This is a genomic window from Duganella qianjiadongensis (assembly GCF_009857915.1).
GTDB classification, from domain to species: domain Bacteria; phylum Pseudomonadota; class Gammaproteobacteria; order Burkholderiales; family Burkholderiaceae_D; genus Rugamonas; species Rugamonas qianjiadongensis.
Window position 1 is genome coordinate 72,279 of sequence record NZ_WWCM01000006.1, and the last position, 22,579, is coordinate 94,857.

The following is a 22,579-nucleotide window of genomic DNA, read 5'->3' on the forward strand; positions in this document are numbered from 1 at the left end:
GCCGGACGGCGGCTAGCGGTACCAGGGCTGGCTGATCTGCAGGGGCCGCACATCCAGCCGCAGGCGCAGCACGGTATAGGCTTCCGAGCTGGCCGATTCATAGCCTTCGCTCTCCGCAACACGGCTGAATTTGAACTCGTAGCCCAGCTCCGGATGGGGCTCGCCCGGCGCCGCAGTGGCGATGCCTAGCGCCTGCGTATGCACATTGTCGATCAGACGTTCCATCAGGATCAGCACAGCGTTATGCCCCAGAATATCGCTCGAATAGACGGGCTGCCGATTGGCCGGATGGGCAGGATCGACCTTGCCATCGATTTTGTCCGCAGAAGGGGTGTAACGGCCGCTGGGCAGCTCGAAGCGGTCGCCGCGGTCGTAATAGCTGATACGGGCATTGCTCAGGTTGAACTGCGCCAGCGCGCCATCGACCGTGGCCTGCTGCAGGTCGAGCAACAAAGCGCCCTGATAGCCGAGTACCTCCACGTCGCGCTGGCCGCGTATGACCAGCGCAGTGTTTTCGTCTATCCCCAGCCCTAGTTTGTAGCCCTTCTTCAGCATGGCTGGCAGCATGCGCGCAAAGCGCCCGCGCGCCAGCAGGTGCTGGTCGACGAAGATGTCGTTGCCGATGAAGCCCAGTCCGGGCGCCAGTTCGGCGCCATCGCTGACGCCGCTCGTGAGTGTATCGATCACGCTGCGCGTCTCGTCATACATGGTGCTGCTCATGATGGCGGCGCCGGCGCTGGTACCCGCAATCACGCCGCCACGCTCATACATCTCCCAGATCGCCTGCAGCACGGCCGTCCGGCTGCCGTCGGGCCGCACCAGCGCGCGGGTGATGCGGGTCTGGTCGCCACCGGCAAAGTACACGCCGCCCGCCTGCCGTATGTTCTGCGCCAGCTGTTCATCTTCCGCGTCGCGGCGGTAATCACGCTGCTTGTAAGCCGGGGCCAGCGGCACGACAAACGCCGCAGCGCCATGGCGGTTCAGCTGCGCTGCGATATTCCTGCCCGAGCGCTCGGGATTGCCCGCTGCCGTAGGCAGCACGGCGATGCGGGCGCCGGCGCCGCCCGATAGTGCGACGATCCGCTGCCAGATCACAGCGTTATCCGCCCGCAGCGCACCGCCGATAATCACCAGCGCACCCTGCGGCGGCACTGCGTCCGCTGCGCTACTCTGTGTGCACCAGATCAACCCCGCTACCAGCCAGCCCAGCCACCGCTTCATAAACCTTCTCCGGAAAATATGCTGTTTGCACAGAAAAACCCGCCAAAACCCGTCCCTGCGCCTGAAAAGGGCTACAGCATACTGATATTTGCGACAATCTGGCAGCGCTATTTTGCACCAATCTGAGCAATGATTTACTTCGGCGTGCCGCGCTGCCTATAATTTACTGTCGGTTAAGACCTCTCACAGGAGCCTGTCTTGCAGCCATTGCCTCACCATGTAGTCCAGCCTATCAGCCATCCGGCGCTGCGCCGTCTGCTGCTGCCCTGCCTGTCAGTCGCTCTGCTGGCGGCCCTGTACGCAGCACCGGCAGCACAGGCTACCCAGTTCTATAACAAAGGCGCCGAAGCGGGTCTGCCATTTTCGCTGGCAGTACGGGCCGGTGACTATATTTTCATCTCCGGCCAGCTCGGCACCGGACCGGGCGGACTGGTCAAAGGTTTCGAAGCGCAAAGCAAGCAGGCCATGGAGAATATCGCCGCCATCCTCAAAGGCCATAACCTCAACATGGATGATGTGGTCAAATGCACGGTGATGCTGACGGATATGAGCAAGTGGGGCGATTTCAACCGCATCTACACCGGCTATTTCCGCCCCGAGCGGCTGCCCGCCCGCAGCGCCATGGGAGTAAGCGCACTCGCACTGGGCGGTGAAGTCGAAATCGAATGCATTGCCTACCTGCCACGCCGTCTGTAATTCGCCATCTCGATTTTGCTATTTCTGCTATAGAATCGTCACTTTGCGCAACAACCGAGGGCAGCAATGGCAGCACAGCAGAATCAACTCCGGCGCGGACTGAAAAGCCGCCATATCCAGCTTATCGCCCTTGGCGGTGCCATCGGTACCGGCCTGTTTCTCGGCATCGCCCAGACCATACAGATGGCCGGCCCCTCCGTTCTGCTCGGCTATGCCATTGCCGGTGTCATCGCCTTTCTCATCATGCGCCAGCTGGGCGAAATGGTGGTGGATGAACCGGTGGCAGGCTCGTTCAGCTATTTCGCCGATAAATACTGCGGTCACTGGGCCGGCTTCATGTCGGGCTGGAATTACTGGGTGCTGTATGTACTGGTCAGCATGGCGGAACTCTCTGCCGTCGGCATCTACGTGCAGTACTGGTGGCCAGCTATTCCCACCTGGGTTTCGGCACTGGCCTTCTTCCTGATTATCAATGCCATCAGCCTGTCGAACGTGAAAGCGTTTGGCGAGATGGAATTCTGGTTCGCCATCATCAAGGTGGTTGCCATCGTCGGCATGATCGCATTCGGCGCCTACCTGCTGATCTCGGGCAGCGCAGGCGAGCAGGCCAGCATCGCCAATCTGTGGCAGCACGGCGGCTTCTTCCCCAACGGCGTGAGCGGCATGCTGATGGCGATGGCCGTCATCATGTTCTCGTTCGGTGGTCTGGAGCTGATAGGCATCACGGCAGCGGAAGCGGACAATCCCGCGCACAGCATTCCCAAGGCGACCAATCAGGCCATCTACCGCATTCTGATCTTCTACATCGGTGCACTGGGTATCCTGCTGTCGCTCTATCCCTGGGAGAAAGTGGTGAGCGGCGGAAGTCCCTTCGTGCTGATCTTCCATGCGCTCAATAGCAATCTGGTGGCGCACGTACTGAATGTGGTGGTGCTGACCGCTGCACTGTCCGTGTACAACAGCGGCGTGTATTCCAACACCCGCATGCTGTACGGTCTGGCTAAACAGGGCAATGCCCCGCGCGCACTGCTCGATGTCAACGGACGCGGCGTGCCTGTCATGGCGCTGGCTGTCTCGGCGCTGGCCACCGGCATCTGTATCGTGCTTAACTATCTGATGCCGGGCAAAGCCTTCGGCTTCCTGATGGGACTGGTGGTGTCGGCACTGATCATCAACTGGGCCTTGATCAGCTGGATACACCTGCGCTTCCGTGCCAGCAAGCTGGCGGCAGGTCAGAGCACCGGCTTCCGCAGCCCGGCCCATCCCTACACCAATTATCTGTGCCTGGCCTTCCTGCTGGGCATACTGGTAGTGATGTTCCTCACCCCTGACCTGCAGCTCTCGGTGTATCTGATTCCGCTCTGGCTGGCAGCGCTGGCTATCGGCTACCGTCTGCGCGGCAAATCGGAGCAGGAGACCCGGGCTTGAGCACGCCTGCGGGGCGCAGCCTGTATTGCTATCCGTGGGATGTGGCCCATGCGGCGCAACACGTGCAGCGCTTGCAGCAACTGGGCATGAACGGCGCCACACTGGCTGTCAGCTACCATGCCGGCAAGTTCCTGCGCCCCCATGCTGGCGCCGCGCCGCGCGTGATCTTCCCTGAAGATGGCGTGGTGTATTTTGAACCGGACCTGCAACGCTATGGCGAACTGAAGCCGCTGGCCCATTCCGATCCGGCCATGCGCCGCGTGCTGCCCGATCTGGTGGCCGATGGCAGACTCGATATTCATGCCTGGACGGTGCTGCTGCATAACAGCCGCCTCGGCAGCCTGCATCCCGAATACACGGCAAGCAATGTGTTCGGTGACCGCTATATCTACAGTCTCTGTCCCATGCAGGCAGCCGTATTCGACTATGCCGTCGCGCTCTGCGCCGACATCGCCAGCCGCGGCGTGCGCTCGCTGGTACTGGAAACTCCGGGCTGGCTACCGTATGCGCATGGCTATCACCACGAATTTGCCCAGCTGCGCAGCAATGTCTGGCTCGATAGCATGCTGGCCCTATGCTGCTGCGATGCCTGCATGGCCGCCGGTAAGCAGGCCGGACTCGATATGGCCGGTTTGCGCAGCACAATCGCCGCTTCCGTCGAGAGCTATCTGCAGGCACCGGTCGATGCCACGCCGGCACAGGCGCAAGCATGGCTGCAGGCCGACCTGCTGGCCATGGCCGATCTTGCGCCATGGCTGCGCCTGCGCCAGCAGCGCGTCACCGATCTGGTCGCAGCTATCCGCACCGCCATACCGGCGCAGGTAGAACTCGCCGTCATTGCAACGGTACAGCGGCCTACCGCCAGCAACTGGCTGGAAGGCATGGATCTGGCCGCCCTAGCCAGGGTAGCGGACTGGATCGAAGTGCCGTTCTACGAGCCCGATGCCGAAGCCGTCGCCAGCGACGCATGGGATTGCATACGCCGAGCCGGCGGCAGTGCCAGGTTGCGCGCCATTCTGCGCCCCGGGTCACCAGATCTGGGCGACGGTGTACAAACCGCCACCGCCATCAGGCATCTTTCTCAACTGGGCATACAGCAGCTATCCTTCTATAACTACGGCCTGTTGCGCCCTGCCAGACTGCAGGCGCTTGGCGAAATGTTAAACGCCGCCGATTAAATGGTGCCGGGCAGTTCTTGCCTTTTGGTAAGCGCTCCATTAGCCTAAGTAGTGTTACGCAAGTCGCGTCCCAGCCGTAGTCGCGTCTATTGCGTCCGTTCCCATAAAACACGGAGATCACTATGTTAGACCGGCTCACCATACGCACCCGCCTGACAGGAACCATTGCACTACTGGGTCTGCTGATACTGTTTCTCGGTGCGCTAGGCATCTTTGAGTTGCGAAAAAGCAACGATATTCTGAAAGATGTATATGGCAACGCCATGGTATCGATGCAGTCCATTTACGAATCGCAGATCCAGATAGATCGGGCCCGTCTGTCACTGGACCGGGTGGCGCTTGATCCCGACAACCCCATCTCGCAGGATCCGCTCAAGCGGTCGCAGGGCTTTATCGACGGCAGCGACAAATACTGGAAGCGTTATCTGTCCCTGCCCTTCGGCCCGGGAGAAAAGGCGCTGGCCGAGCAGGCTGATGCGAAGCGGCAAGCCTTGATCAAGGACGGCCTGCTGCCAGCAATCAAAGCGCTGGAGGGAAAAAATGAGCCCGAAATCCGCCGCCTGATGCTTAGCGAAATCACCCGGCTATTCCGCCTTTACCTTGAAGCGAATGAAAAGCTGACTGCCTACCAGCTCGAACACACGGGCCAGCAATATCAGGAAAGCCAGACCGACTACTCGCGCAGCATGATGTTCTCCATTGCAGCCGTGGCGATAGGCATAGCTCTGGCCGGCATATCGGGCATGATGTTGTTGCGCGCAGTGATGCTGCCGCTGGAAGAAACCCGCAACCATTTCGAGGCCATGGCTCAGGGCAATCTATCGAATCAGATCGAGCGCAGCCGGGACGATGAAATGGGTGCCATGATGGTAGGCCTGAAGCACATGCAGGACAGATTGGCGGGCACCGTGCGCAGCGTGCGCGAAGGCAGTGATGCCATTGCCACCGCCAGCAGCGAGATCGCCGCCGGTAATCTGGATCTGTCGCGCCGTACCGAACAGCAGGCAGCCAGTCTGGAAGAAACCGCCTCCTCGCTGGAGGAGCTCACCTCGACCGTGCGGCAGAATTCCGAGAATGCCCGCCAGGCCAGCGCGCTGGCCAGTTCAGCCTCGGAAATCGCCATCAAGGGCGGCGCGCTGGTGAGCCGCGTGGTCGATACCATGGGTTCGATTACGGCGTCGTCCGACAAGATTGCCGACATTATCGGCGTGATCGATGGCATCGCTTTCCAGACCAATATTCTGGCACTGAATGCGGCGGTAGAGGCGGCACGGGCCGGCGAACAGGGGCGCGGCTTCGCCGTTGTCGCCACCGAAGTGCGCAATCTGGCCCAGCGTTCGGCCGCTGCGGCCAAGGATATCAAGGCGCTGATCACGGATTCGGTCGAGAAAGTGGGCAGCGGCAGCGCGCTGGTCAACGAAACCGGCAGCACCATGAACGAAATCGTCAGCAGCGTGGGCCGGGTGAACTCCATCATCAGCGAGATCAGCGAAGCCGGGCGTGAGCAGGAAATCGGCATCGAACAGATTAATCAGGCTGTGGCCGAAATGGATAACGTAACCCAGCAGAATGCAGCGCTGGTCGAACAGGCCGCAGCAGCCTCGCAGGCCATGCAGGAACAGGCGGCCAATCTGGCACAGATGGTAGCCGTGTTCCAGATCGCTGGCGATTCCCAGCAGCACGGCAAACCGCGCACCCTGCCACGCAGAGAACCCCAGCCCGCAGCTCCGTCCCGCCCTGCCAGAATCAAGGCCAGCACGGCGACTCCGGCGCCTGCTCCGGCAAAGGCAGAGAGCAAACCGCTCCGCGCTGCGGCCAAACCCGCGGCCGACGAGTGGGAAGAATTCTAACCGGCATGGCGCCACAGGGCTGAGCGAACGATCGAAGGGGCCTGGTTACCAATCCCAGGACCTTTTGACCGATTTTCTACTATGCCCATTATCTCAATACGAAACAACGCCGATAACGCCATCCTTAAACTTCAGGAAAAAATTCCGGATAATTCCAGCAGCCTGCACACCATCTTCGGGCGCGAATATGCCGTTGCAAAAGCCGCCGGTGTGTTCCGCGTGAGACGGGTCATGCCGAGCTCGCTATTCAAGCGGGCCTGGACCGCTCTGGCGGACCGTTGCGAACGCAAACAGGAGAGCATCCTGACTAGCCGGGCGCAATATTTTGAGAATATGCTGAACCGTAGACCGACACTGGCACTTAGCAACACCCAGCTTAAGGAAAAGTATCCCAATCTGAGCGATCAGCATCTGGATCAGTTTGCAAAAGCCGGTCTGAGCCCGCAACGGCTGGACCAGTTACTCGCCAACGCCTACGGAAATGTCTATCAATTGCTCGACTTAATCAAGCCGGTGGACAGTAAATTCACACCGGAAGAAATTCAATACGTAACGGAAACAGATGGCAAGATCGGTAGCATCTATTTCGCGCAAGGCCGCATACGCCTCGCGCACAGAGACGGCCCGGAGGTAGAAATACTGCCGCCAAAGTCCGGACGCTACACAATCAGCAAATACGATTTTGGCAAGTTCCGCAAGTGGTACAAGAAACAGCGCGAGAAACAGCGCGACTTGGATAATCCGCAGATTACCCAATTCTTCAAGACTAAATGCAGTTCGCTCAAACCTGCGGCAATCGGCGGTCCCCAACTGCTAGAAATCAAAGGGCCAGATGGCATATACGGCGTACATCCCTCGCGCGGCGGTCCGAAAAAATTCGGGCTTGAACTGGACCAGATCGATATCAATATCCTCTGCAATGCCGCCCGCACTAAGGATAATTTCGCGATGGTGGTGGGACTAGGCGTTGCTGGCCTAGACATTCCCATGAGCGTGTTCTAAGGCAGTACACAAACCGGGCACGCTCAGGCCAGCGGTAGATGGCGCACGATGGTTGCCAGCATCTGCTCGACATCTAGCGGCTTGCCGATGAAGTCGTCCATGCCGGCCGCCACACATTGCTCCCGTTCCGACGCCATGACGCCGGCCGTCATGGCCAGCACGGGCAGACTTAGCCGCAATTCGGCGCGGATGGCACGCGTGGCCGAGTAGCCATCCATCACCGGCATCTGCACATCCATCAGGATCAGGTCGTACTGCTGGCCGCTGCGTAACAGCGCCAGTGCTTCTTCGCCGTTGGCAGCAACGGTCACCTGCGCCCCAGCCTGCTCCAGTATGCCTCTGGCCACTGCCTGATTGATCAGATTGTCTTCCGCCAGCAACAGACGGGCATCCGCCAGCAGTTGCGGCGCCGCCGGTGTAGCCGTTGCGTCCCTAGACAAGGATGGCGACGCCAGCACTGTCTGCACCGCATCGTACAGGCTGGAAGCGGTAACTGGCTTGGTCAGGAATTCCGGCGCAGCGCCTGCACTCATCTCCAGCGTCAGCTTGCTGCGGCCGAACGCATTGACCATGCAGACCAGTGGTACGCCAAACTCCTGCCGCACCGCACTGATCAATGCTGGCCCCGTCATATCCGGCAATTGCCAGTCGACCAGCACCACGTCGAAGCGCGCACCGCTGCACAGGTGCGCCAGCGCATCGGCACCGCTATTCACGCTCACACTGGTCCAGCCCCAGGCTTGCAGCGTCATTTGCAGATACGACAGGCTGGTGGCGTTATCGTCGACGATCAGCAAATGGCGCGGCTGGGCCGTACGCAGCGGGCCTAACTGGGGCGCCAGCTGGAACGGCAAGGTGAACTGGAAAGTACTGCCCTGCCCCGGCTGGCTCTGCACCGACACACCACCACCGAGCAATTCGATCAGTCCTTTGGAAATCGTCAGTCCCAGGCCCGTACCGCCATAACGGCGCGTGGTCGATAGATCGCCCTGCACGAAGGGCGAGAACAAGCGGGCCATCTGCTCCTCCGTCATGCCTATGCCGGTATCGCGTACGGTGAAACGCAGCTGGACCGAGCCGCCGAGCGCTTCGGTACGCTCGACCAGTACGGCCACTTCGCCCTGTTCGGTGAATTTGATGGCATTGCCGGTGAGATTGACCAGTATCTGCTGCAGACGCAGGGCATCGCCTATCAGTTCGCGCGGTACATCGGGCGCCACCCCCAGGCAAAGTTCCAGATTACGCTCGCCCACATTGATGCTCATGATGCTGGCCAGCGCATGCAGCACATCGTCGAGCTCGAACGGCGCCGGATACACCTCGATCTTACCGGCACTCATTTTGGAGAAGTCCAGAATATCGTTCAGGATGCCGAGCAGCGACTGGCCGGAAGCCCGTATCATCTCCAGATAGCGGCGCTGCTCCGGCGTCAGGCCTGTGGTCGCCAGCAGATGCGCCATGCCGAGCACGGCATTCATCGGCGTGCGCAGCTCGTGACTCATATTGGCAACGAAAACATCTTTGGCCGCACTGGCAATCTGTGCCTGCTCCATGGCGTGACGCAGATCGCGCTCGGCCCGTTTGCGCTCCGTGATATCGCGCAGAATGCCGACGAACAGGTGCTGGCCTTCGACGAACAGGGCACGGATAGAGAGCTCCAGCAAAAAGGTGTGGCCATTCTTGTGCAAACCCTGCAGCTCGATGTTGTTACGCCCCACCACCGTCGGCACAAAGCCGGCCAGATAGCGCGCCACGCCGGCCTGATGCGCAGCGCGCATGGGCTCGGGCATCAGACAGGTGAGTTCCTGCCCCAGCACTTCCTCGGCGCTATAGCCGAAGATGCTGCTGGCGGCCCGGTTAAACGAAGCGATGCGGCCATCCGCCGTCATGGTAATAATGCCGTCGCCCACGTTATCCATTACGGTACGGGTACGGGTTTCCTTGTCGATGGCATCGCGCCGGGCCTGCTGCAATTCGGAAGTGCGTGCTTCGATCGCGCTTTCCAGCTGATGGCGGTAATGCTGCAGTTCGGCCTCGACTGACTGCAGCGTCTGCATGGCTTCATCCGCTTCACGGAACTGCGGTTTCAGCACCAGTTGCTGCAGCTGGCCATTCTTGCCCAGCGCGCTGGCCGCCACGGACAGGGCGCGCACCGAATGCTCGATACGACGGGCAAAATACCATGCGCCCGTAATCCCCAGCGACAGCAGCACGATCACTCCCAGACTAATCCAGCGTATCGACGCGAGCATTTCCGCCAGCACCGTGCTGCGCGGCACGCCGATGACCACCGCCCAGCCCGACATCTGCGAATGGCTGTACATCGAATACACGGGCGTGCCTTCCAGCGTGGTGGTGCGGATGGCCGCTTCGCCTTTATCGCTCATGCCCGCCAGCAGCGAGGCCGAACCGTATTTGCCGATAAATTTTTCCGGCTGGTGGGAACGCGCCACGATCACCCCGTGGCGGTCGAAGATGCCGGCCACGCGGCCTTCGGGCAGATGTTGCTCGCTCAGTATCTTGCCCAGCCGTTCGGGCAGGAAAGCAACGGACAACACGTATAGCACCTTGCCCTCGCGGATCACCGGCACATGCACCGCCACCAGCGGCCGCTGCAGGGCGCCACCGATAAACACATCGGAAATCAGCGTGCGTCCCGTCTGGAATACCTGATTGATACGTTCGAAACTGCCGGGGTCAGGCAGGCGTGTACCGAAAGGCCGGGCCGTATTGAGCAGTTGTACCGACTGGCTGTCGCTGAGCACAAAATTAAAGCCGGGGAATTCCGGCCGCAGCGCCTTGCTGGCAAGATGATAGAAGCTGGCCAGATCGCCGTTGTCGAGACTGACGTCGTGCGACAGCGCCATCGCCATGGTGATGCCGGTATTCAGATCGCGGTCCACCGCCTGCGCCAGCGCGCGCGCCGTGATCAGCGACTCCAGCTGGATCTGGTCGCGTTCGCGTTCATAGAAATTGTTCGCCAGTAGTGCCAGCCCGATCAAGGCCGGTACCACGCAGGCCCACACCAGCGCATAGATCTGCGCCCGTATGGTAGGCAGGGGCTGCTTGGCAGAATCGCTCATCATGACAAAAATATTTTCATATAAACAAATCTAGCACAAGCTCCGGCGCCATACTACAGGCCCTGCCCCAGCTTGAGCAGCGCCGCAACATTTCGTGCCGCCAGACGCACATTCTGTTGCGCCTCGGCCAGCGCCTGCGCCACCGTGCACGGCCGGCTGACCGCAGCAACACTGGCGGCAATGCCGTGCTGGTAGACCAGTTCGACGCCGCTACCCAGACAGCCGCCTATCACCACCACCGGCTTGCCGTAGCGCTGTGCCAGGCGCGCCACCCCGATCGGCGTTTTACCGTGCACGGTCTGGCCATCCACCCGGCCTTCCCCGGTCAGTACCAGATCGGCATCGGCGATAGCCTCCGCCAGCCCGACGGCTTGCGCCACAATGTCGCTACCGGGCCGCAAACTACCGCGCAGGAACACCAGCATTGCCGCCCCAATGCCGCCACCGGCGCCGGCGCCGGGCAGATGGGCCACCTGCTGGCCGAACTGGCGCTCCAGCACCGCTGCATAGTGGCGGAGCGCGCTATCGAGCTGCAGCACCTGTTCAGGCGTCGCGCCTTTCTGCGGGCCGAAGATGACCGAAGCGCCATGCGGTCCCACCAGCGGATTATCCACATCGCAGGCAATCTGGAAGCTGCTTTGCGCCAGCCGCGCATCGAAGCCGCTCAGCTCTATCTGATCCAGCTGCGCCAGTGCGGCGCCACCGCCGGGCAGTTCCTGCCCGTCCGCGGCCAGCAGCCGCGCACCCAGTGCCTGCAGCATGCCGGCACCGCCGTCATTGGTGGCGCTGCCGCCCACCCCGAGGATGAAGTGGCGCGCACCGGCGTCCAGCGCAGCGCGGATCAACTGGCCGGTGCCATAAGTGCTGGCGTGCAGCGCATCGCGCTGCTGCGGCGCCAGCAGCTCCAGCCCGCTGGCGGCAGCCATTTCGATCACGGCAGTGCACCCATCGCCCATCAGGCCATAGAAGCCCTGCACCGGCTGGCCCAGCGGGCCGGCTACTGTGCGTTCTATGCGCTGGCCGCCGCTGGCGTCGATCAGCGCCTGCACCGTTCCTTCGCCACCATCGGCCATGGGCAGTTTATGGTAGTCGGCCGCCGGATAGATCTCGCGGAAACCCGCTTCGATTGCACTGGCCACCTCCAGAGCGGACAGGCTTTCCTTGAACGAATCAGGCGCAATAACTATTTTCATATTTTTTAGCGTTGCTTAAGAACGACAGTCGGGCTGGTGTTACTAACCGCCGCAGGCAGACTGTGCGTGCCGGTTAAAGCGCTTATCGTACCAAAAGGAGCTCGACTGTGGCGTACTTGCTACGCCGGGCAACAACACTGGTCGATATATCATCGTTGTAAAAGCCGCCATTTCTCGGCACGCCTGCTTTTCTGCTGTATGATCTGCCGTTGCCCGTGCCCACAAGGCTGATACGGGTAAGGAACCACTACAATAAGACTGGAGTCACATGAGCCTATTTCGCACCAAGAATCTCGATGAGATGATCGCCCACAGCCGCAAACCTGGCGGTCTGGCAAAAGTTCTGGGTCCGTTCGACCTGATACTGATGGGTATCGGCGCCATTGTCGGCACCGGCATCTTCGTTCTGACCGGTACCGGCGCTGTCACGGCTGGCCCCGCGCTCACCCTGTCCTTCATCGTTGCCGCTATCGCCTGTGGCTTTGCGGCATTGTGCTATGCGGAATTCGCCTCCACCGTTCCGGTGGCTGGCTCCATCTACACCTACACCTATGCCACGCTGGGCGAACTGGCCGCGTGGATGATAGGCTGGGACCTGCTGCTCGAATACGGTCTCGCAACGTCGGCCGTATCGGTAGGCTGGTCCGGCTACTTCCAGTCGCTGATCGCCGGTTTCGGCCTGCACCTGCCGGTGGAGCTGACGGCTGCGCCGGGCGCGCTGCCGGGCGTGACCACCTATATCAACCTGCCCGCGCTGTGCATCATGCTGGTGCTGACCGCCATGCTGGGCTGGGGCGTACGCGAATCGGCCCGCCTCAACAATATCATGGTGGCCATCAAGATAGGCGTGGTGCTGCTGTTCATACTGGTGGGTGCGCGCCACGTGGAACCGGCTAACTGGCAGCCATTCATGCCGTTCGGCTACCATGGCATGCTGACCGCTTCCGCGCTGGTATTCTTTGCTTTCATCGGTTTCGACGCGGTGACATCGGCTGCGGAAGAAGTCAAACGCCCTGAACGCGATCTGCCTATCGGCATTATCGGTTCGCTCGCTGCCTGTACCGTGCTGTATGTAATCGTGTCGGCCATCATGACCGGCATCGTGCCTTACCAGCAGTTCCTCGGCATAGACCACCCTGTCTCGCTGGCACTCAAACATGCCGGGGAAAACTGGTTCGCCGGCTTCGTCGATCTGGGCGCCATACTGGGCATGACCACCGTGATTCTGGTGATGGCTTACGGCCAGACCCGTATCATCTTCGCCATGTCGCGCGACGGCCTGCTGCCCAAGCGTCTGTCGAACGTGCACCCACGCCTGAAAACGCCATTCTTCGCTACCTGGCTGGTGGGCATCATCTTCGGCCTGATCGCTGCAGTCGTGCCGCTGAACGTGCTGACCGAGCTGATCAACATCGGTACGCTGGCGGCCTTCAGTCTGGTCTCGGTGGCGGTGATCATCATGCGCAAAAAGCGTCCTGATCTGAAGCGCGCCTTCCGCTGCCCGGGCGTACCCGTGGTGCCGGCACTGGCAGTAGCCTTCTGCATCATGCTGATGGTCTACCTGAGCGCCTTCACCTGGGTGGCTTTCGGCATCTGGCTGCTGCTGGGTCTGGCTGTGTATTTCGGCTATGCCCGCAGGCACTCGCTGCTGAACAAATAAGCCACGCGGCCGGACTTCCGGCCAAGCTGCCCGATCGAAGCGCGCGCCGCTTCGATCTAGCGCAAACGGCACAGCGGCCAGATATGCGAATGTCTGGCCACCATGCCCACCTCTCCCTACCTGTTCCAACGGCTTGACGGCCACGCCAGCGACACGGCCTTGCGCCATGAATGGCACCAACTGGCCGCTGCCAGCAGCAGTAGCGAAGCCATTTACCAGACTCCCGCCTTCGCGAATTTTCTCGCCTCCGGTGCCAGTGAAGGCCACAGCTTCTATCTGTACGGCGCCTATCAGGCGGCTACGCGACAGCGTCTGGGTCTGGTTCCCCTTATGCTGACCAGCACTGGCAGTCGCTGGCCGCACAAGGGCGCGCAGCTGATCATGCTGGGCAGCAGTCCATTGCTGGAACCTGAACCCGTCCTGCTCGACGCACTGCATGCCTTTCTCTACGCCGAGTTCCCCCAGATACAGGCGCTGGTCTACCCCGCCCTGCCAGCCAGCCACGCCATCTGGCGGCATCTGCAGCGCAGCCGACAATTGCTGGCCCTGCCCCTGCACGGCTGGCGCAACTGTCATAGTCTGATCCTGCCGCGCAGCTATGCCGACTATCTGGCACTACTGGGCAGCAAGCGGCGCTACAACCTGAAACGGCAGCAGCGCCAGCTGGCGCAAGCTGCAGGCAGCGAACTGGCTTTGCAGGTGATTGCCGAACTACAGGATCTGCCAGTGCTGCAGCAAGGCCTGCAGGCTTGCTGCCCGCCTGAACGGCTGCGGCATTTGTGGAGCGAGACGGAAATGCAGACACTGGCGCAGCAAGGCCTGCTGCTGTGCTTTCGGGTCGACGCCGGTACGCGCTGCTGCGGCGTGATACTGGGACTGCAGGCCACTACCTCGTATCACCTGTTCAATATACTGCCGGCGCCGCAATGGCATGCGCTATCGGCTGGCACCAGCATCCTGCAAATGGTAATGGCCTACCTGGCCGATCAGACCCAGCTCAGCAAAGTGGAATTCGGCTATGGCGAGCCGGCCCAGGGCTACCAGTCGGCCAACCAGATCTGCCAGCGCAGTCATGTGTTGCTGCTGCGCCGCACGCCAGCCCATCATGCGTACAGGCTATGGCACCGCTTGCGGACAGCCATACAGCAGTGCCTGAAGCGGCAGGTGCAGGCGCGCTAGCCTGCCTGCGCAGGCAGCGGTTCAGGGATTATCGCGCGGCCACAATTTTTTCAGTTTGTACCACAGCGTGCGTTCGCTGATATCGAGCGCAGCGGCTGCACGGGGCTTGCTGCCACCAGCTTCGCGCAAGGCCTGCTCGATCAGGCGCGCTTCGAACTGTTCCACCGCAGGGCCTAGCGGTCCCACCTCCGGCGCTGCACTGATACTGCCAGCCGCAGGCGGACTGGCCTGCAGCGAGAAGTGGCTGGCGCGCGGTGCTGCCCCGCCGCTCAGCACCAGCGCGCGCTCCATGACGTTCTGCAATTCGCGCACATTGCCGGGCCAGTCATAGTCGTGCAACGCCTGCAGTACCGCCTCTTCAAGCAATTCTTCATGCGCGCCACGGTAGCCGAACTTGCGGGCGAAATGGCGGGCCAGCGCGGCAATATCTTCCTTGCGCTGGCGCAGCGGCGGCAGCGCCACCGGAAATACATTCAGCCGGTAGTACAGGTCTTCACGCAGCGTACCCTGACGCACAGCGTCCAGCGGGCGGCGATTGGTGGCCGCGATAATGCGCAGATCGAGCTCCTGGCGGCGGTTGCTGCCCAAGCGCTCGATCATATTGTCCTGCAGGAAGCGCAGCAGTTTGGTCTGCAAAGCCATCGGCATTTCCGTCAGCTCGTCCAGAAACACCGTGCCTTCATTGGCCAGTTCGAATTTACCGATGCGGTCCTTGAGCGCGCCCGTGAAAGCGCCCTTATCGTAGCCGAACAGCTCCGCCTCCAGCATGTCGGCCGGAATGGCGGCGCAATTAATCGGTACAAACAGCTTGTCGCGCCGCGGCGAAGCATTGTGGATCGCACGTGCTGCCAGTTCCTTGCCGGTACCGGTTTCGCCGGCGATCATCACCGAAGCCTTGGTGGGCGCCACCTGCTGGATCAGGCCATACACCTCGCGCATGGGCGCACTGGTGCCGACAAACTCGTCCCAGCCACGGTTGATTTCCTCGCGCATGAAGCGGTTCTGGCGCTGCAGCGCCGCTTCACCCAGCGTGCGTTCGATCGCCAGTTCCAGTGCTTCCAGATCGAAGGGGCGCAGAATGTAGTCGCTGGCGCCGTAACGCATGGCTTCTACCGCCGACTGCACCGTGCCATGGGCGGTGATGACGATGACGGGTACCTGATTACCTTCTTCGCGCAAGGCACGCAGCAGCCCCATGCCGTCCAGCTCGGGCATGCGCATATCGGTCAGGACCAGATCGACCGGATGGGCGGCCAGCTGCACCAGCGCTTCGCGCCCGTTGGCAGCGCCATACACCACATGGCCGGCGTTGCGCAGCATGATCTCCAGCACACGGCGCATATTCGGTTCGTCGTCAACGACGAGGACATAACGTTGATGCAGCATCACACTCCATTCATCAGGATAATTTACGCGGCAGCCGGATGATAAAACGGGCACCGCCGGAGCGGCCCGCATCCACGCTGATTTCGCCTGCATGGGCCTGGACTATCTGCTGGACTATGGCCAGCCCCAGTCCCACTCCGCCTTCGCGGCGGAAGAAAAATGCTTCGAACACGCGGCTACGGTCGGCCGCTGCGATGCCCGGCCCGTCGTCTTCGATCTCGATCTGCATGCTGCTGCCATCGAGCAGCGTCGCGATGCGTATGGTGCCGCCCTGTGCCATCACCTGCATGGCATTGTGCAGCAGATTCAGCAGCACTTGCGTCAGCTGTTCGCTGTCGCCGTCCAGCCACGGATCATCGGCCCGCAGCTCTTCTTCGATGACGATGGCGCGCTGTTCGAGCTGGTTGGCCAGCAGGCTGGCGGCATGCCGTACCAGCTGGTGCATATCGCAGCGTGCCATGTACAGCGGACGGGCGCGGGCACTGTCGAGCATGGCCGACACCAGATTATTCAGCCGCGCCGTCTCGCTTTCTATAAAGCCCAGCAATTCCTTGCCCTGCTCACTGATGCCTTTTTCACGCCGCAGCATCTGGGCCGAGGAACGCAGTATGCCTAGCGGCGTGCGCACTTCATGAATGATGACGGCAGCCATTTCGCCGATCACGGCCAGTTTGGCAGTCTTCACCAGCCGCCCGCGCGCCTGATCGATATCGCGCATCATCTGGGCATATGCCTGGCCCAGTTCACCCAGCTCGCCTTTAGCCGCAGGCGGCTGCATCTGCACATCCTGCCCCAGCTGATAGCTACGGGTAAACGCCGTCAGCGCCACGATAGGGCCGGCAATGGTGGCGCTGATCTTGCGCGCAGCAGCAACCGTCGCCAGCACCAGCAAGGCCAGAATCGCCAGCGAGATCAGCGCCATATTGCGCACCGGCGCCAGCGCCATGTCGCGCTCCTGCAGCACCAGCACGCTCAGGCCCACGCCGGCAAAACCCGCATAGGCAGGCGAGCGGCCCAGTCCGGCCAGCACAGGCCTGGCCTGAGGACCGGGCCCAGCATGCAGAAATGCGCTTTCGGCCTGCTGCTCAAGCCGCCAGTCAGCCAGCTGCAGGCCAGGCTGCAGACTGGCCTCGCCCACGGCGCCCGCCGCTGCCAGCGCACTGCCATCGCTATCGAGCAGCAACACAGCGTGACCTTGTGCCGCGTGAGCGAGCAGCTCCTGTACCGGCTGCCAGTCCACTGCCAGCACCAGTTCGCCCTGCCGGCTGGCGCTATACTGGTTATACAAGGCCACGCGGATACGCAACACGGCAGCGCCGCCAGCATCCACCGGCCGCTCCAGCACCAGCTGCGAACCGGCCAGCTGCACCTGCTTCCACACTGGCGCGGCCGGCAATTGCTGTCCCAGTGCAGACATATCGCTGCTGGCCACCACCTGATGCTGATTATTTAACACATCCAGACGGCGGTACACGCCGCCATAGCCAACCTGCAATTTGGCAAGAAAATTGCTTAGACGTTTATCGACGTCCTGCACCTGCACATCCTGCATGACTTCGAAAGTGCTCCAGGCTGCGCCGTTCTGCAAGCGTTCGAACAGGATCTTGTTGACGTCGGCGGCGACGGCATGGGCCTGATTGACCAGTCCCCGTTCGATTTCGTCCTGCATGGACTGGCGCGCTTTGAAAAAGGCCAGCGCAGCCAGCACCATGGCCGGTACCAGCCCGAGCAGGAGGAAAGCACGCAACAAGGTCGTTCTGATATTCACTGGTCTAGTGTACGATGACTGAATGAAACAAGGAAAGCAAATGGCGTTCCACGCAATTAAAATATTCTGCCGCAAACCCGGTGCGCCTGTGCTGGGGACGGCATTACTGGGCCTGACGCTGGCCATCCCGCCCCTGCCTGCGCTAGCCCAGCAGGAAACGGCCAGCCCCGGCTATGTACTGGGCGAGGGGCTGGAACTGGGCCGCACGGGCGTGCGCATAGGCGGCTATGGCTCGGCCCAGTGGCAGCAGATGGACTACGAGCAGACCCCTGCCTCGGTCAGCCATTTCAGCCTGTTTCTGTGGTCCGACATCGGCCCGCGCCTGAAATTTTTTACCGAATGGGATAATCAGGAAAACCATACGGCCGACCACGACCACGAATACGAACGCGAGGGCAGCCGCTTTCTGTCCGTCGAGCGGCTCTATCTCGATTACAGTTTCAGCGACAATCTGACGCTGCGGGCAGGAAAATTCCTCACCCCGATAGGCCGCTGGAATCAGCTTCATGCCGACCCGCTGGTCTGGACTACCGCCCGTCCCCTGCTCACCCGCGATCTGTTCCCCGATAACGTCACCGGCGTCATGGCCATGGGCAATACCGAAATCGCCGGGCGCAGCTACGAATACATGCTGTATCACTCGGCTGGCAGCCAGCTGCAGCCGGACCCCACCCAGACTCCGTTCGACCATGCTTACGGCGGCCGCCTCGTGATGCCGCTCGGCGATACGCTGCAACTGGGCATATCCGTGGCCCGCTTCGAGCAGAACCCGGGCCGGCCGGGCCCGTTCTGGAAGCATGGCGAGTACAAACGCCTGCTGGCCATGGATTTCATGTGGGCCAAGCACGGTTACGAATTCAGCGGCGAAGCCTTGCGGCGCCAGTCCAGTGCCGGTGCCGCCCATAGCGAACACGGCAGTTTTATACAAGGCGTAGTACCTGTATGGGGGCCACTGAGCGCGGTGGGCCGCCTCGAGCACATCAGCATGCCCATGATGAAACAGTCGCTGCAGCGCAGCGTGATCGGACTGAATTACCGTTACAGCCGTGCAGTATCCATCAAGCTGGAAAACATCCACGATAGCGGCCCGGTCGGCGCGCGTAGCGGACTATTGGCTTCGGCGAGCGTGCTGTTCTGATGCGGCGGCTTGTACTACTCCTGCTCGGCCTCGCCTGTCTGAGCCCGCCTGCCACGTGGGCGGCAGCGGATGAACCAGCGCTCGCCGTCGTCATGGCCAGCGGCAGTGCTCCGCCACGCCTGGGACGCGAGCAAATCGCCCAGATTTTCAAGCACAGGAAGCGCTACTGGGACGACGGCAGCCGGATACAGGCCGTCAATCTGCCCGCCAGCCATCCGCTGCGGCGCAGCTTTACCCAGCAGATCTATGGCCGCAATCCGGAAGAACTGGAAGACTACTGGCGCGACCAGTATTTCCATGGTGTGCTGCCGCCCTTTGTGCTGGGCTCGGAGGAAGCCGTGATCCGGCTAGTTGCCAGCACCCCGGGGGCGATAGGCTATATTTCAGTCTGCAGCGTCGACCACCGCGTCAGCGTGCTGTTCCGCCTCGACGGCAGCAGCAACTGTAGCCACTAGCACTGCAAACTCTGGCGACAGAATTTGCAGTACGCTGCAAGCCATGGTGGCCAGCTTGCCGGATTCTCTACCTGAAAAGCTGGCACCGATTTTGCGTTACTTAGTTCCGAAAGGCGTATGCACGGGCATGCGCCGCGCTCTCCGGAACCTGTCATGCTTGCCCAAACCCTGTCTGCCGAAACGCCCCGCTGGCCAGCTGCCGTCGTCACCGCCCTGCCCGACCTGACGGCGCTAGGCGGGAGCCTGCGCCGGCTGACCGGCTTTGACCATCATGGCAGCACCGACTACTTTCCCTCCATCTCGCAAGCCCACCTGCACGCCATCGGGCTGGCGCAGGCGCGCATTGCACGCTGCGCTGCCATCAACCGTCAGCGGCTGGTGGCCTACACTTCGGACATGGCGCATGGCAGCGTTGCCGTGGCATTCGAACTGGCCGGCTATGACAGTGCCGCCTTGCGCCAGATAGCCACCGATGGTGCCGGACGGCTGCGCTGCGACCTGCTGCAGACGGCCATACGGGCCGACCGCGAGGCCGGCCTTGAGCCCTTCCTTATCTGCGCCGCCGCGGGCAATAGTGAAAACGGCACCATCGATGCTCTGGGCCGTCTCGCCGCCATCGCCCGCGACGAGGGGCTATGGCTGCATCTGGACGCCAGCTACGGCGCCCTGGCCCGGCTGGCAGGCGATCTGGCGCCGCTGCTGGCCGGCATGGAACTGGCCGACACGCTGGCCTTCGACCTGTATCGCTGGGGTTTGCAGCCCTATGCCACCGCCATTCTGCTGGGCCGCGAGATCACCGCGCCATCTGCCGCAGCGCCGTCTAGCGTCGACGCTGGCGCACAGCTCGCTATAGGGCTACGGGCACTAGTGCAATGGCAGCAGCAGGCCCCCGCCCCCGCCCGTCTGGGTCGCGACATCTCGCGCTGCTGCGCGCTGGCACGCCGACTGGGCATGGCAGTACAGCAGCAGCCGGCACTGGAACTGCTGCTGCCAGTGACGCTCAACGTGGTATGCCTGCGCTATCTGGGCGATCAGCCCGATGCCATCAATCAGGCCATCGTCGCGCTCCTGCAGAATAGCCGTTTCGGCATCAGCAGTTGCCGCGTGCGGCGTCAGCAGGCTATCCGGGTGGTGGTACAGGATGCCAGCCAGACGCCGGAACAGATCGAGCACCTGGTAGCAGCCCTGCTTGCGGCTGGCCAGCAGCAGCGGCGCCAGCGGGTGGCCGCCAGCCCCCGCACGCTAACAGCTTGATTTTAATTAAATATTTCTTTCTCGCCACTCTGCGCATCGCAAAAAAAAACTGTGCAGTATGCCTGTCTGCCCCTTCAATTTCTGTGGCTGCCGCCGATATGACTGACAGAAGCGGTAAAAAAAATAGCGCTGCCAGCCCTACCCGGCATCAGCAGACCGCACGGCCACATTTTTTGAAAGAGCAAGCGATGAAACTCACTCCGATTACTAGCCCGAACGGTCAGACCTGGACGAGCGATGTCAAGGTAGCCGAGCCATCTCACGCTGCAACTCAGGCCGCTTCTGCCGGCAATACGCCACCAGCCAGTGCCGCGCCCGTGACGCTGGACAAGAATCAGCTGAAAAATTCGGTTGATGCCATTAACCGTTACCTCAAAGATAACAGCGAAGTGCAGTTCAGCATCGACGACAGCAGCGGCGCATCCGTCATCAAAGTGGTCGACACGGAAACCAAGAAAGTGCTGCGCCAGTTCCCGTCGCAACAGGCGCTCGACATCGGCAAGGATTTACAGAGCAAGACCGGCCTGCTGCTCAAGGGCGAGGCCTGAGTCCTGCCGGCACAGGGGGGCACCGGCAGTTTTCCCCATGCTCAGCCGTAAGGGGTATAGGTAAAGCCCTGTCCTATGGTGGTGGCCAGCGTGCTGACGTTTTCCGCGCTCTCGCCAAAGTAGGCCAGCACCTGCGCCTGCGTGCCGCCGCCGTTATCCATATAGTTAAGCCAGAAGGCTACGCCGCCTGCATCGCCCGAGCGGTGCAGCACATTCTGGTACAGCTTGTCGATAAAGGCAGCGTTGCTCAGATTACTGCCATACATATCGGTGAATTCCTTACTGGTGACAAAATAGCCCGCCACTTCATTGAGCGCCATGCCCTTGTCCATCTGGTAGATCCAGAAACCCAGGCCGCCGCTATCGGGCGTGCGGTTGAACGCAGCCTGATACAGACGATAAGCTTGGCCGCCTACGCCGCCGACATCGAGCGCCAGCGTGGCATCGGCAAACTGGATACGTTCCACACCCGTCAGCGTATCACTGCCGTCCAGCCCTGCCTTGTCGCTCAGCGTATAGCCGCTAGCGCTGGCAGCCAGGGTGTAGCTGGCACGGTTACCGTGCACCACAACTTTATCTATGCCCGCGCCGCCGTCGATCTGGTCATTGCCGGCGCTGCTGGTCAGCACATCGTTGCCAGCCGTGCCCGTGTACACGCCACCCACCAGGCCGGTAGTAGTGCTGCTCAGCTTCTCCAGATAGCCGGCGCCATCCGTGTAGGAAAGCTGTACGCTCACCGCCGTACCGGCCTGCGCATTTGCTAGCGTCAGCGTGCTGCCGGTTGCGCCGCTGATGGCAACACCATTGGCCAGCCACTGATAGCTGAAGGCACCCAGTCCGTCGGCATCGGCCACGTTGTTGCTGCCGGTCAGTTGCTGACCCGCTTGCGCCGTACCGCTGATGCTGACGCCGCCGGTAGGTGCATGGTCGGGAGCCAGCGTAGTAAAGCTTTCGCTCAGCCCGGCGTAGGCATTGCCCGCGCTATCGCTGAGCGCCGTGGCGCCTATCACCAGCTTGTAGCCGCTGCCTGCCTGCAGATTGGCAGTCGGATTGATGGTCAGCGTGCTGCCGCTGATGGTGACCGCACTGCTGCCCGCCGCATAGGTCTCCACCACATCGCCAGCAGCCGTCTGCAACTGTATGCTGCCGGTGGCGAACTTGACAGCTTCGCTGAAAGTGAAGACCAGATTGGCATCGACCGCCACCTTGCTGGCGCCGTTGGCGGGGCTGCTGCTGACTAGCGCAGGCGCGATGGTATCGCCGAAATACGTTGTCAGATCAATGGTCGTGCGGCCACTGCTGAAGACCAGCTTCTCGATGTTGTACAGCTTTGCGTGCAGCGCCGACGATGCGCCGGACACGCTGTCGACCGTCACCGAGCCATCGCTTTGCTGTGCCAGCACATAGTCAGTGAGCTTGGACGTGCCCAGATACAGGGTGTCCACCCCACCCAGACCATCGAGTGTGAACGTTCCAGCCTGTACTACAGTCCAGGAATCGTTATTGGCTGTGCCCGTTATTGTTGCCATTTACTACCTCC

Annotated in this window: 17 protein-coding genes; 11 read left to right on the top strand and 6 right to left on the bottom strand. The window is 61.5% G+C overall.

All coding sequences use genetic code 11. The features are described from left to right. Positions 1-12 precede the first annotated feature (12 nt). Complete coding sequence (locus GTP27_RS10405) at positions 13-1,221, bottom strand: cyanophycinase (protein WP_161039119.1); 1,209 nt, start codon at positions 1,219-1,221, stop codon at positions 13-15. 198 nt (positions 1,222-1,419) lie between these two features. Here GTP27_RS10405 and GTP27_RS10410 point away from each other — a divergent pair, with 198 nt between their 5' ends. From GTP27_RS10410 to GTP27_RS10430, 5 genes are all read left to right on the top strand, one after another. Then, positions 1,420-1,917, top strand: coding sequence for a RidA family protein (locus tag GTP27_RS10410; protein ID WP_229633646.1), 498 nt, complete (start codon positions 1,420-1,422; stop codon positions 1,915-1,917). A gap of 66 nt (positions 1,918-1,983) precedes the next feature. Continuing rightward, positions 1,984-3,345 carry an amino acid permease gene (locus tag GTP27_RS10415; RefSeq protein ID WP_161039120.1) on the top strand — a complete coding sequence of 454 codons (1,362 nt, stop codon included), beginning with the start codon at positions 1,984-1,986 and terminating at the stop codon, positions 3,343-3,345. After that, entirely contained in the window at positions 3,342-4,523 is a 1,182-nt protein-coding gene (locus GTP27_RS10420) for a hypothetical protein (RefSeq protein WP_161039121.1), read from the top strand. Before GTP27_RS10415 ends, GTP27_RS10420 begins: the two co-directional genes overlap by 4 nt. A 122-nt stretch (positions 4,524-4,645) precedes the next feature. Then, entirely contained in the window at positions 4,646-6,373 is a 1,728-nt protein-coding gene (locus GTP27_RS24040) for a methyl-accepting chemotaxis protein (RefSeq protein ID WP_161039122.1), read from the top strand. Positions 6,374-6,454: 81 nt separating this feature from the next. Then, the gene (locus GTP27_RS10430; protein WP_161039123.1) at positions 6,455-7,375 is read left to right on the top strand and encodes a hypothetical protein; all 921 of its coding nucleotides are present in this window, start codon (positions 6,455-6,457) and stop codon (positions 7,373-7,375) included. Between the two features lie 23 nt (positions 7,376-7,398). On the opposite strand, the gene GTP27_RS10435 is transcribed toward GTP27_RS10430, so the two are convergent. Next, complete coding sequence (locus GTP27_RS10435; RefSeq protein ID WP_229633658.1) at positions 7,399-10,461, bottom strand: PAS domain-containing hybrid sensor histidine kinase/response regulator family protein; 3,063 nt, start codon at positions 10,459-10,461, stop codon at positions 7,399-7,401. 50 nt (positions 10,462-10,511) lie between these two features. Continuing rightward, on the bottom strand, positions 10,512-11,651 hold the full coding sequence (locus GTP27_RS10440; RefSeq protein WP_161039124.1) for a glycerate kinase: 1,140 nt from the start codon (positions 11,649-11,651) through the stop codon (positions 10,512-10,514). 268 nt (positions 11,652-11,919) lie between these two features. Here GTP27_RS10440 and bcaP point away from each other — a divergent pair, with 268 nt between their 5' ends. Together bcaP and GTP27_RS10450 are read left to right on the top strand one after the other, a co-directional pair. Further along, a complete protein-coding gene (bcaP, locus tag GTP27_RS10445; RefSeq protein ID WP_161039125.1) occupies positions 11,920-13,311 on the top strand; it encodes a branched-chain amino acid transporter BcaP in 1,392 nt (463 codons plus the stop codon). Between the two features lie 102 nt (positions 13,312-13,413). After that, positions 13,414-14,490 carry a GNAT family N-acetyltransferase gene (locus GTP27_RS10450; RefSeq protein ID WP_161039126.1) on the top strand — a complete coding sequence of 359 codons (1,077 nt, stop codon included), beginning with the start codon at positions 13,414-13,416 and terminating at the stop codon, positions 14,488-14,490. A 21-nt stretch (positions 14,491-14,511) separates the two neighbouring features. Here GTP27_RS10450 and GTP27_RS10455 read toward each other — a convergent pair whose 3' ends face one another. Continuing rightward, positions 14,512-15,876 carry a sigma-54-dependent transcriptional regulator gene (locus GTP27_RS10455; RefSeq protein ID WP_161039127.1) on the bottom strand — a complete coding sequence of 455 codons (1,365 nt, stop codon included), beginning with the start codon at positions 15,874-15,876 and terminating at the stop codon, positions 14,512-14,514. A 13-nt stretch (positions 15,877-15,889) separates the two neighbouring features. Then, positions 15,890-17,623, bottom strand: a complete 1,734-nt coding sequence (locus GTP27_RS10460) for a sensor histidine kinase (protein ID WP_202416679.1) — start codon at positions 17,621-17,623, stop codon at positions 15,890-15,892. Positions 17,624-17,684: 61 nt separating this feature from the next. On the opposite strand from GTP27_RS10460, the gene GTP27_RS10465 reads away from it, so the two are divergent. The 4 genes from GTP27_RS10465 to GTP27_RS10480 all read left to right on the top strand — a co-directional run bounded on the left by GTP27_RS10465 (position 17,685) and on the right by GTP27_RS10480 (position 21,039). After that, positions 17,685-18,782 (top strand): putative porin, encoded by a 1,098-nt coding sequence (locus GTP27_RS10465; RefSeq protein WP_161039129.1) that lies wholly within the window; start codon positions 17,685-17,687, stop codon positions 18,780-18,782. Continuing rightward, positions 18,782-19,237, top strand: coding sequence for a type 2 periplasmic-binding domain-containing protein (locus tag GTP27_RS10470; RefSeq protein ID WP_202416680.1), 456 nt, complete (start codon positions 18,782-18,784; stop codon positions 19,235-19,237). Before GTP27_RS10465 ends, GTP27_RS10470 begins: the two co-directional genes overlap by 1 nt. Before the next feature lie 153 nt (positions 19,238-19,390). After that, positions 19,391-20,491, top strand: a complete 1,101-nt coding sequence (locus GTP27_RS10475; protein ID WP_161039130.1) for a pyridoxal phosphate-dependent decarboxylase family protein — start codon at positions 19,391-19,393, stop codon at positions 20,489-20,491. A 188-nt stretch (positions 20,492-20,679) separates the two neighbouring features. Further along, a complete protein-coding gene (locus tag GTP27_RS10480; protein WP_161039131.1) occupies positions 20,680-21,039 on the top strand; it encodes a flagellar protein FlaG in 360 nt (119 codons plus the stop codon). A 41-nt stretch (positions 21,040-21,080) separates the two neighbouring features. Here GTP27_RS10480 and GTP27_RS10485 read toward each other — a convergent pair whose 3' ends face one another. Then, the gene (locus GTP27_RS10485) at positions 21,081-22,568 is read right to left on the bottom strand and encodes a DUF4214 domain-containing protein (protein ID WP_161039132.1); all 1,488 of its coding nucleotides are present in this window, start codon (positions 22,566-22,568) and stop codon (positions 21,081-21,083) included. Positions 22,569-22,579 lie beyond the last annotated feature (11 nt).

Bases quoted from the DNA above. Each gene is read 5' to 3' on its own strand.
- GTP27_RS10415 (WP_161039120.1), top strand. From the start codon at position 1,984: ATGGCAGCACAGCAGAATCAACTCCGGCGCGGACTGAAAAGCCGCCAT.
- GTP27_RS24040 (WP_161039122.1), top strand. From the start codon at position 4,646: ATGTTAGACCGGCTCACCATACGCACCCGCCTGACAGGAACCATTGCA.
- GTP27_RS10475 (WP_161039130.1), top strand. From the start codon at position 19,391: ATGCTTGCCCAAACCCTGTCTGCCGAAACGCCCCGCTGGCCAGCTGCC.
- bcaP (WP_161039125.1), top strand. From the start codon at position 11,920: ATGAGCCTATTTCGCACCAAGAATCTCGATGAGATGATCGCCCACAGC.
- GTP27_RS10465 (WP_161039129.1), top strand. From the start codon at position 17,685: ATGGCGTTCCACGCAATTAAAATATTCTGCCGCAAACCCGGTGCGCCT.
- GTP27_RS10450 (WP_161039126.1), top strand. From the start codon at position 13,414: ATGCCCACCTCTCCCTACCTGTTCCAACGGCTTGACGGCCACGCCAGC.
- GTP27_RS10480 (WP_161039131.1), top strand. From the start codon at position 20,680: ATGAAACTCACTCCGATTACTAGCCCGAACGGTCAGACCTGGACGAGC.
- GTP27_RS10430 (WP_161039123.1), top strand. From the start codon at position 6,455: ATGCCCATTATCTCAATACGAAACAACGCCGATAACGCCATCCTTAAA.
- GTP27_RS10435 (WP_229633658.1), bottom strand. From the start codon at position 10,461: ATGATGAGCGATTCTGCCAAGCAGCCCCTGCCTACCATACGGGCGCAG.
- GTP27_RS10405 (WP_161039119.1), bottom strand. From the start codon at position 1,221: ATGAAGCGGTGGCTGGGCTGGCTGGTAGCGGGGTTGATCTGGTGCACA.
- GTP27_RS10455 (WP_161039127.1), bottom strand. From the start codon at position 15,876: ATGCTGCATCAACGTTATGTCCTCGTCGTTGACGACGAACCGAATATG.
- GTP27_RS10485 (WP_161039132.1), bottom strand. From the start codon at position 22,568: ATGGCAACAATAACGGGCACAGCCAATAACGATTCCTGGACTGTAGTA.
- GTP27_RS10470 (WP_202416680.1), top strand. From the start codon at position 18,782: ATGCGGCGGCTTGTACTACTCCTGCTCGGCCTCGCCTGTCTGAGCCCG.
- GTP27_RS10440 (WP_161039124.1), bottom strand. From the start codon at position 11,651: ATGAAAATAGTTATTGCGCCTGATTCGTTCAAGGAAAGCCTGTCCGCT.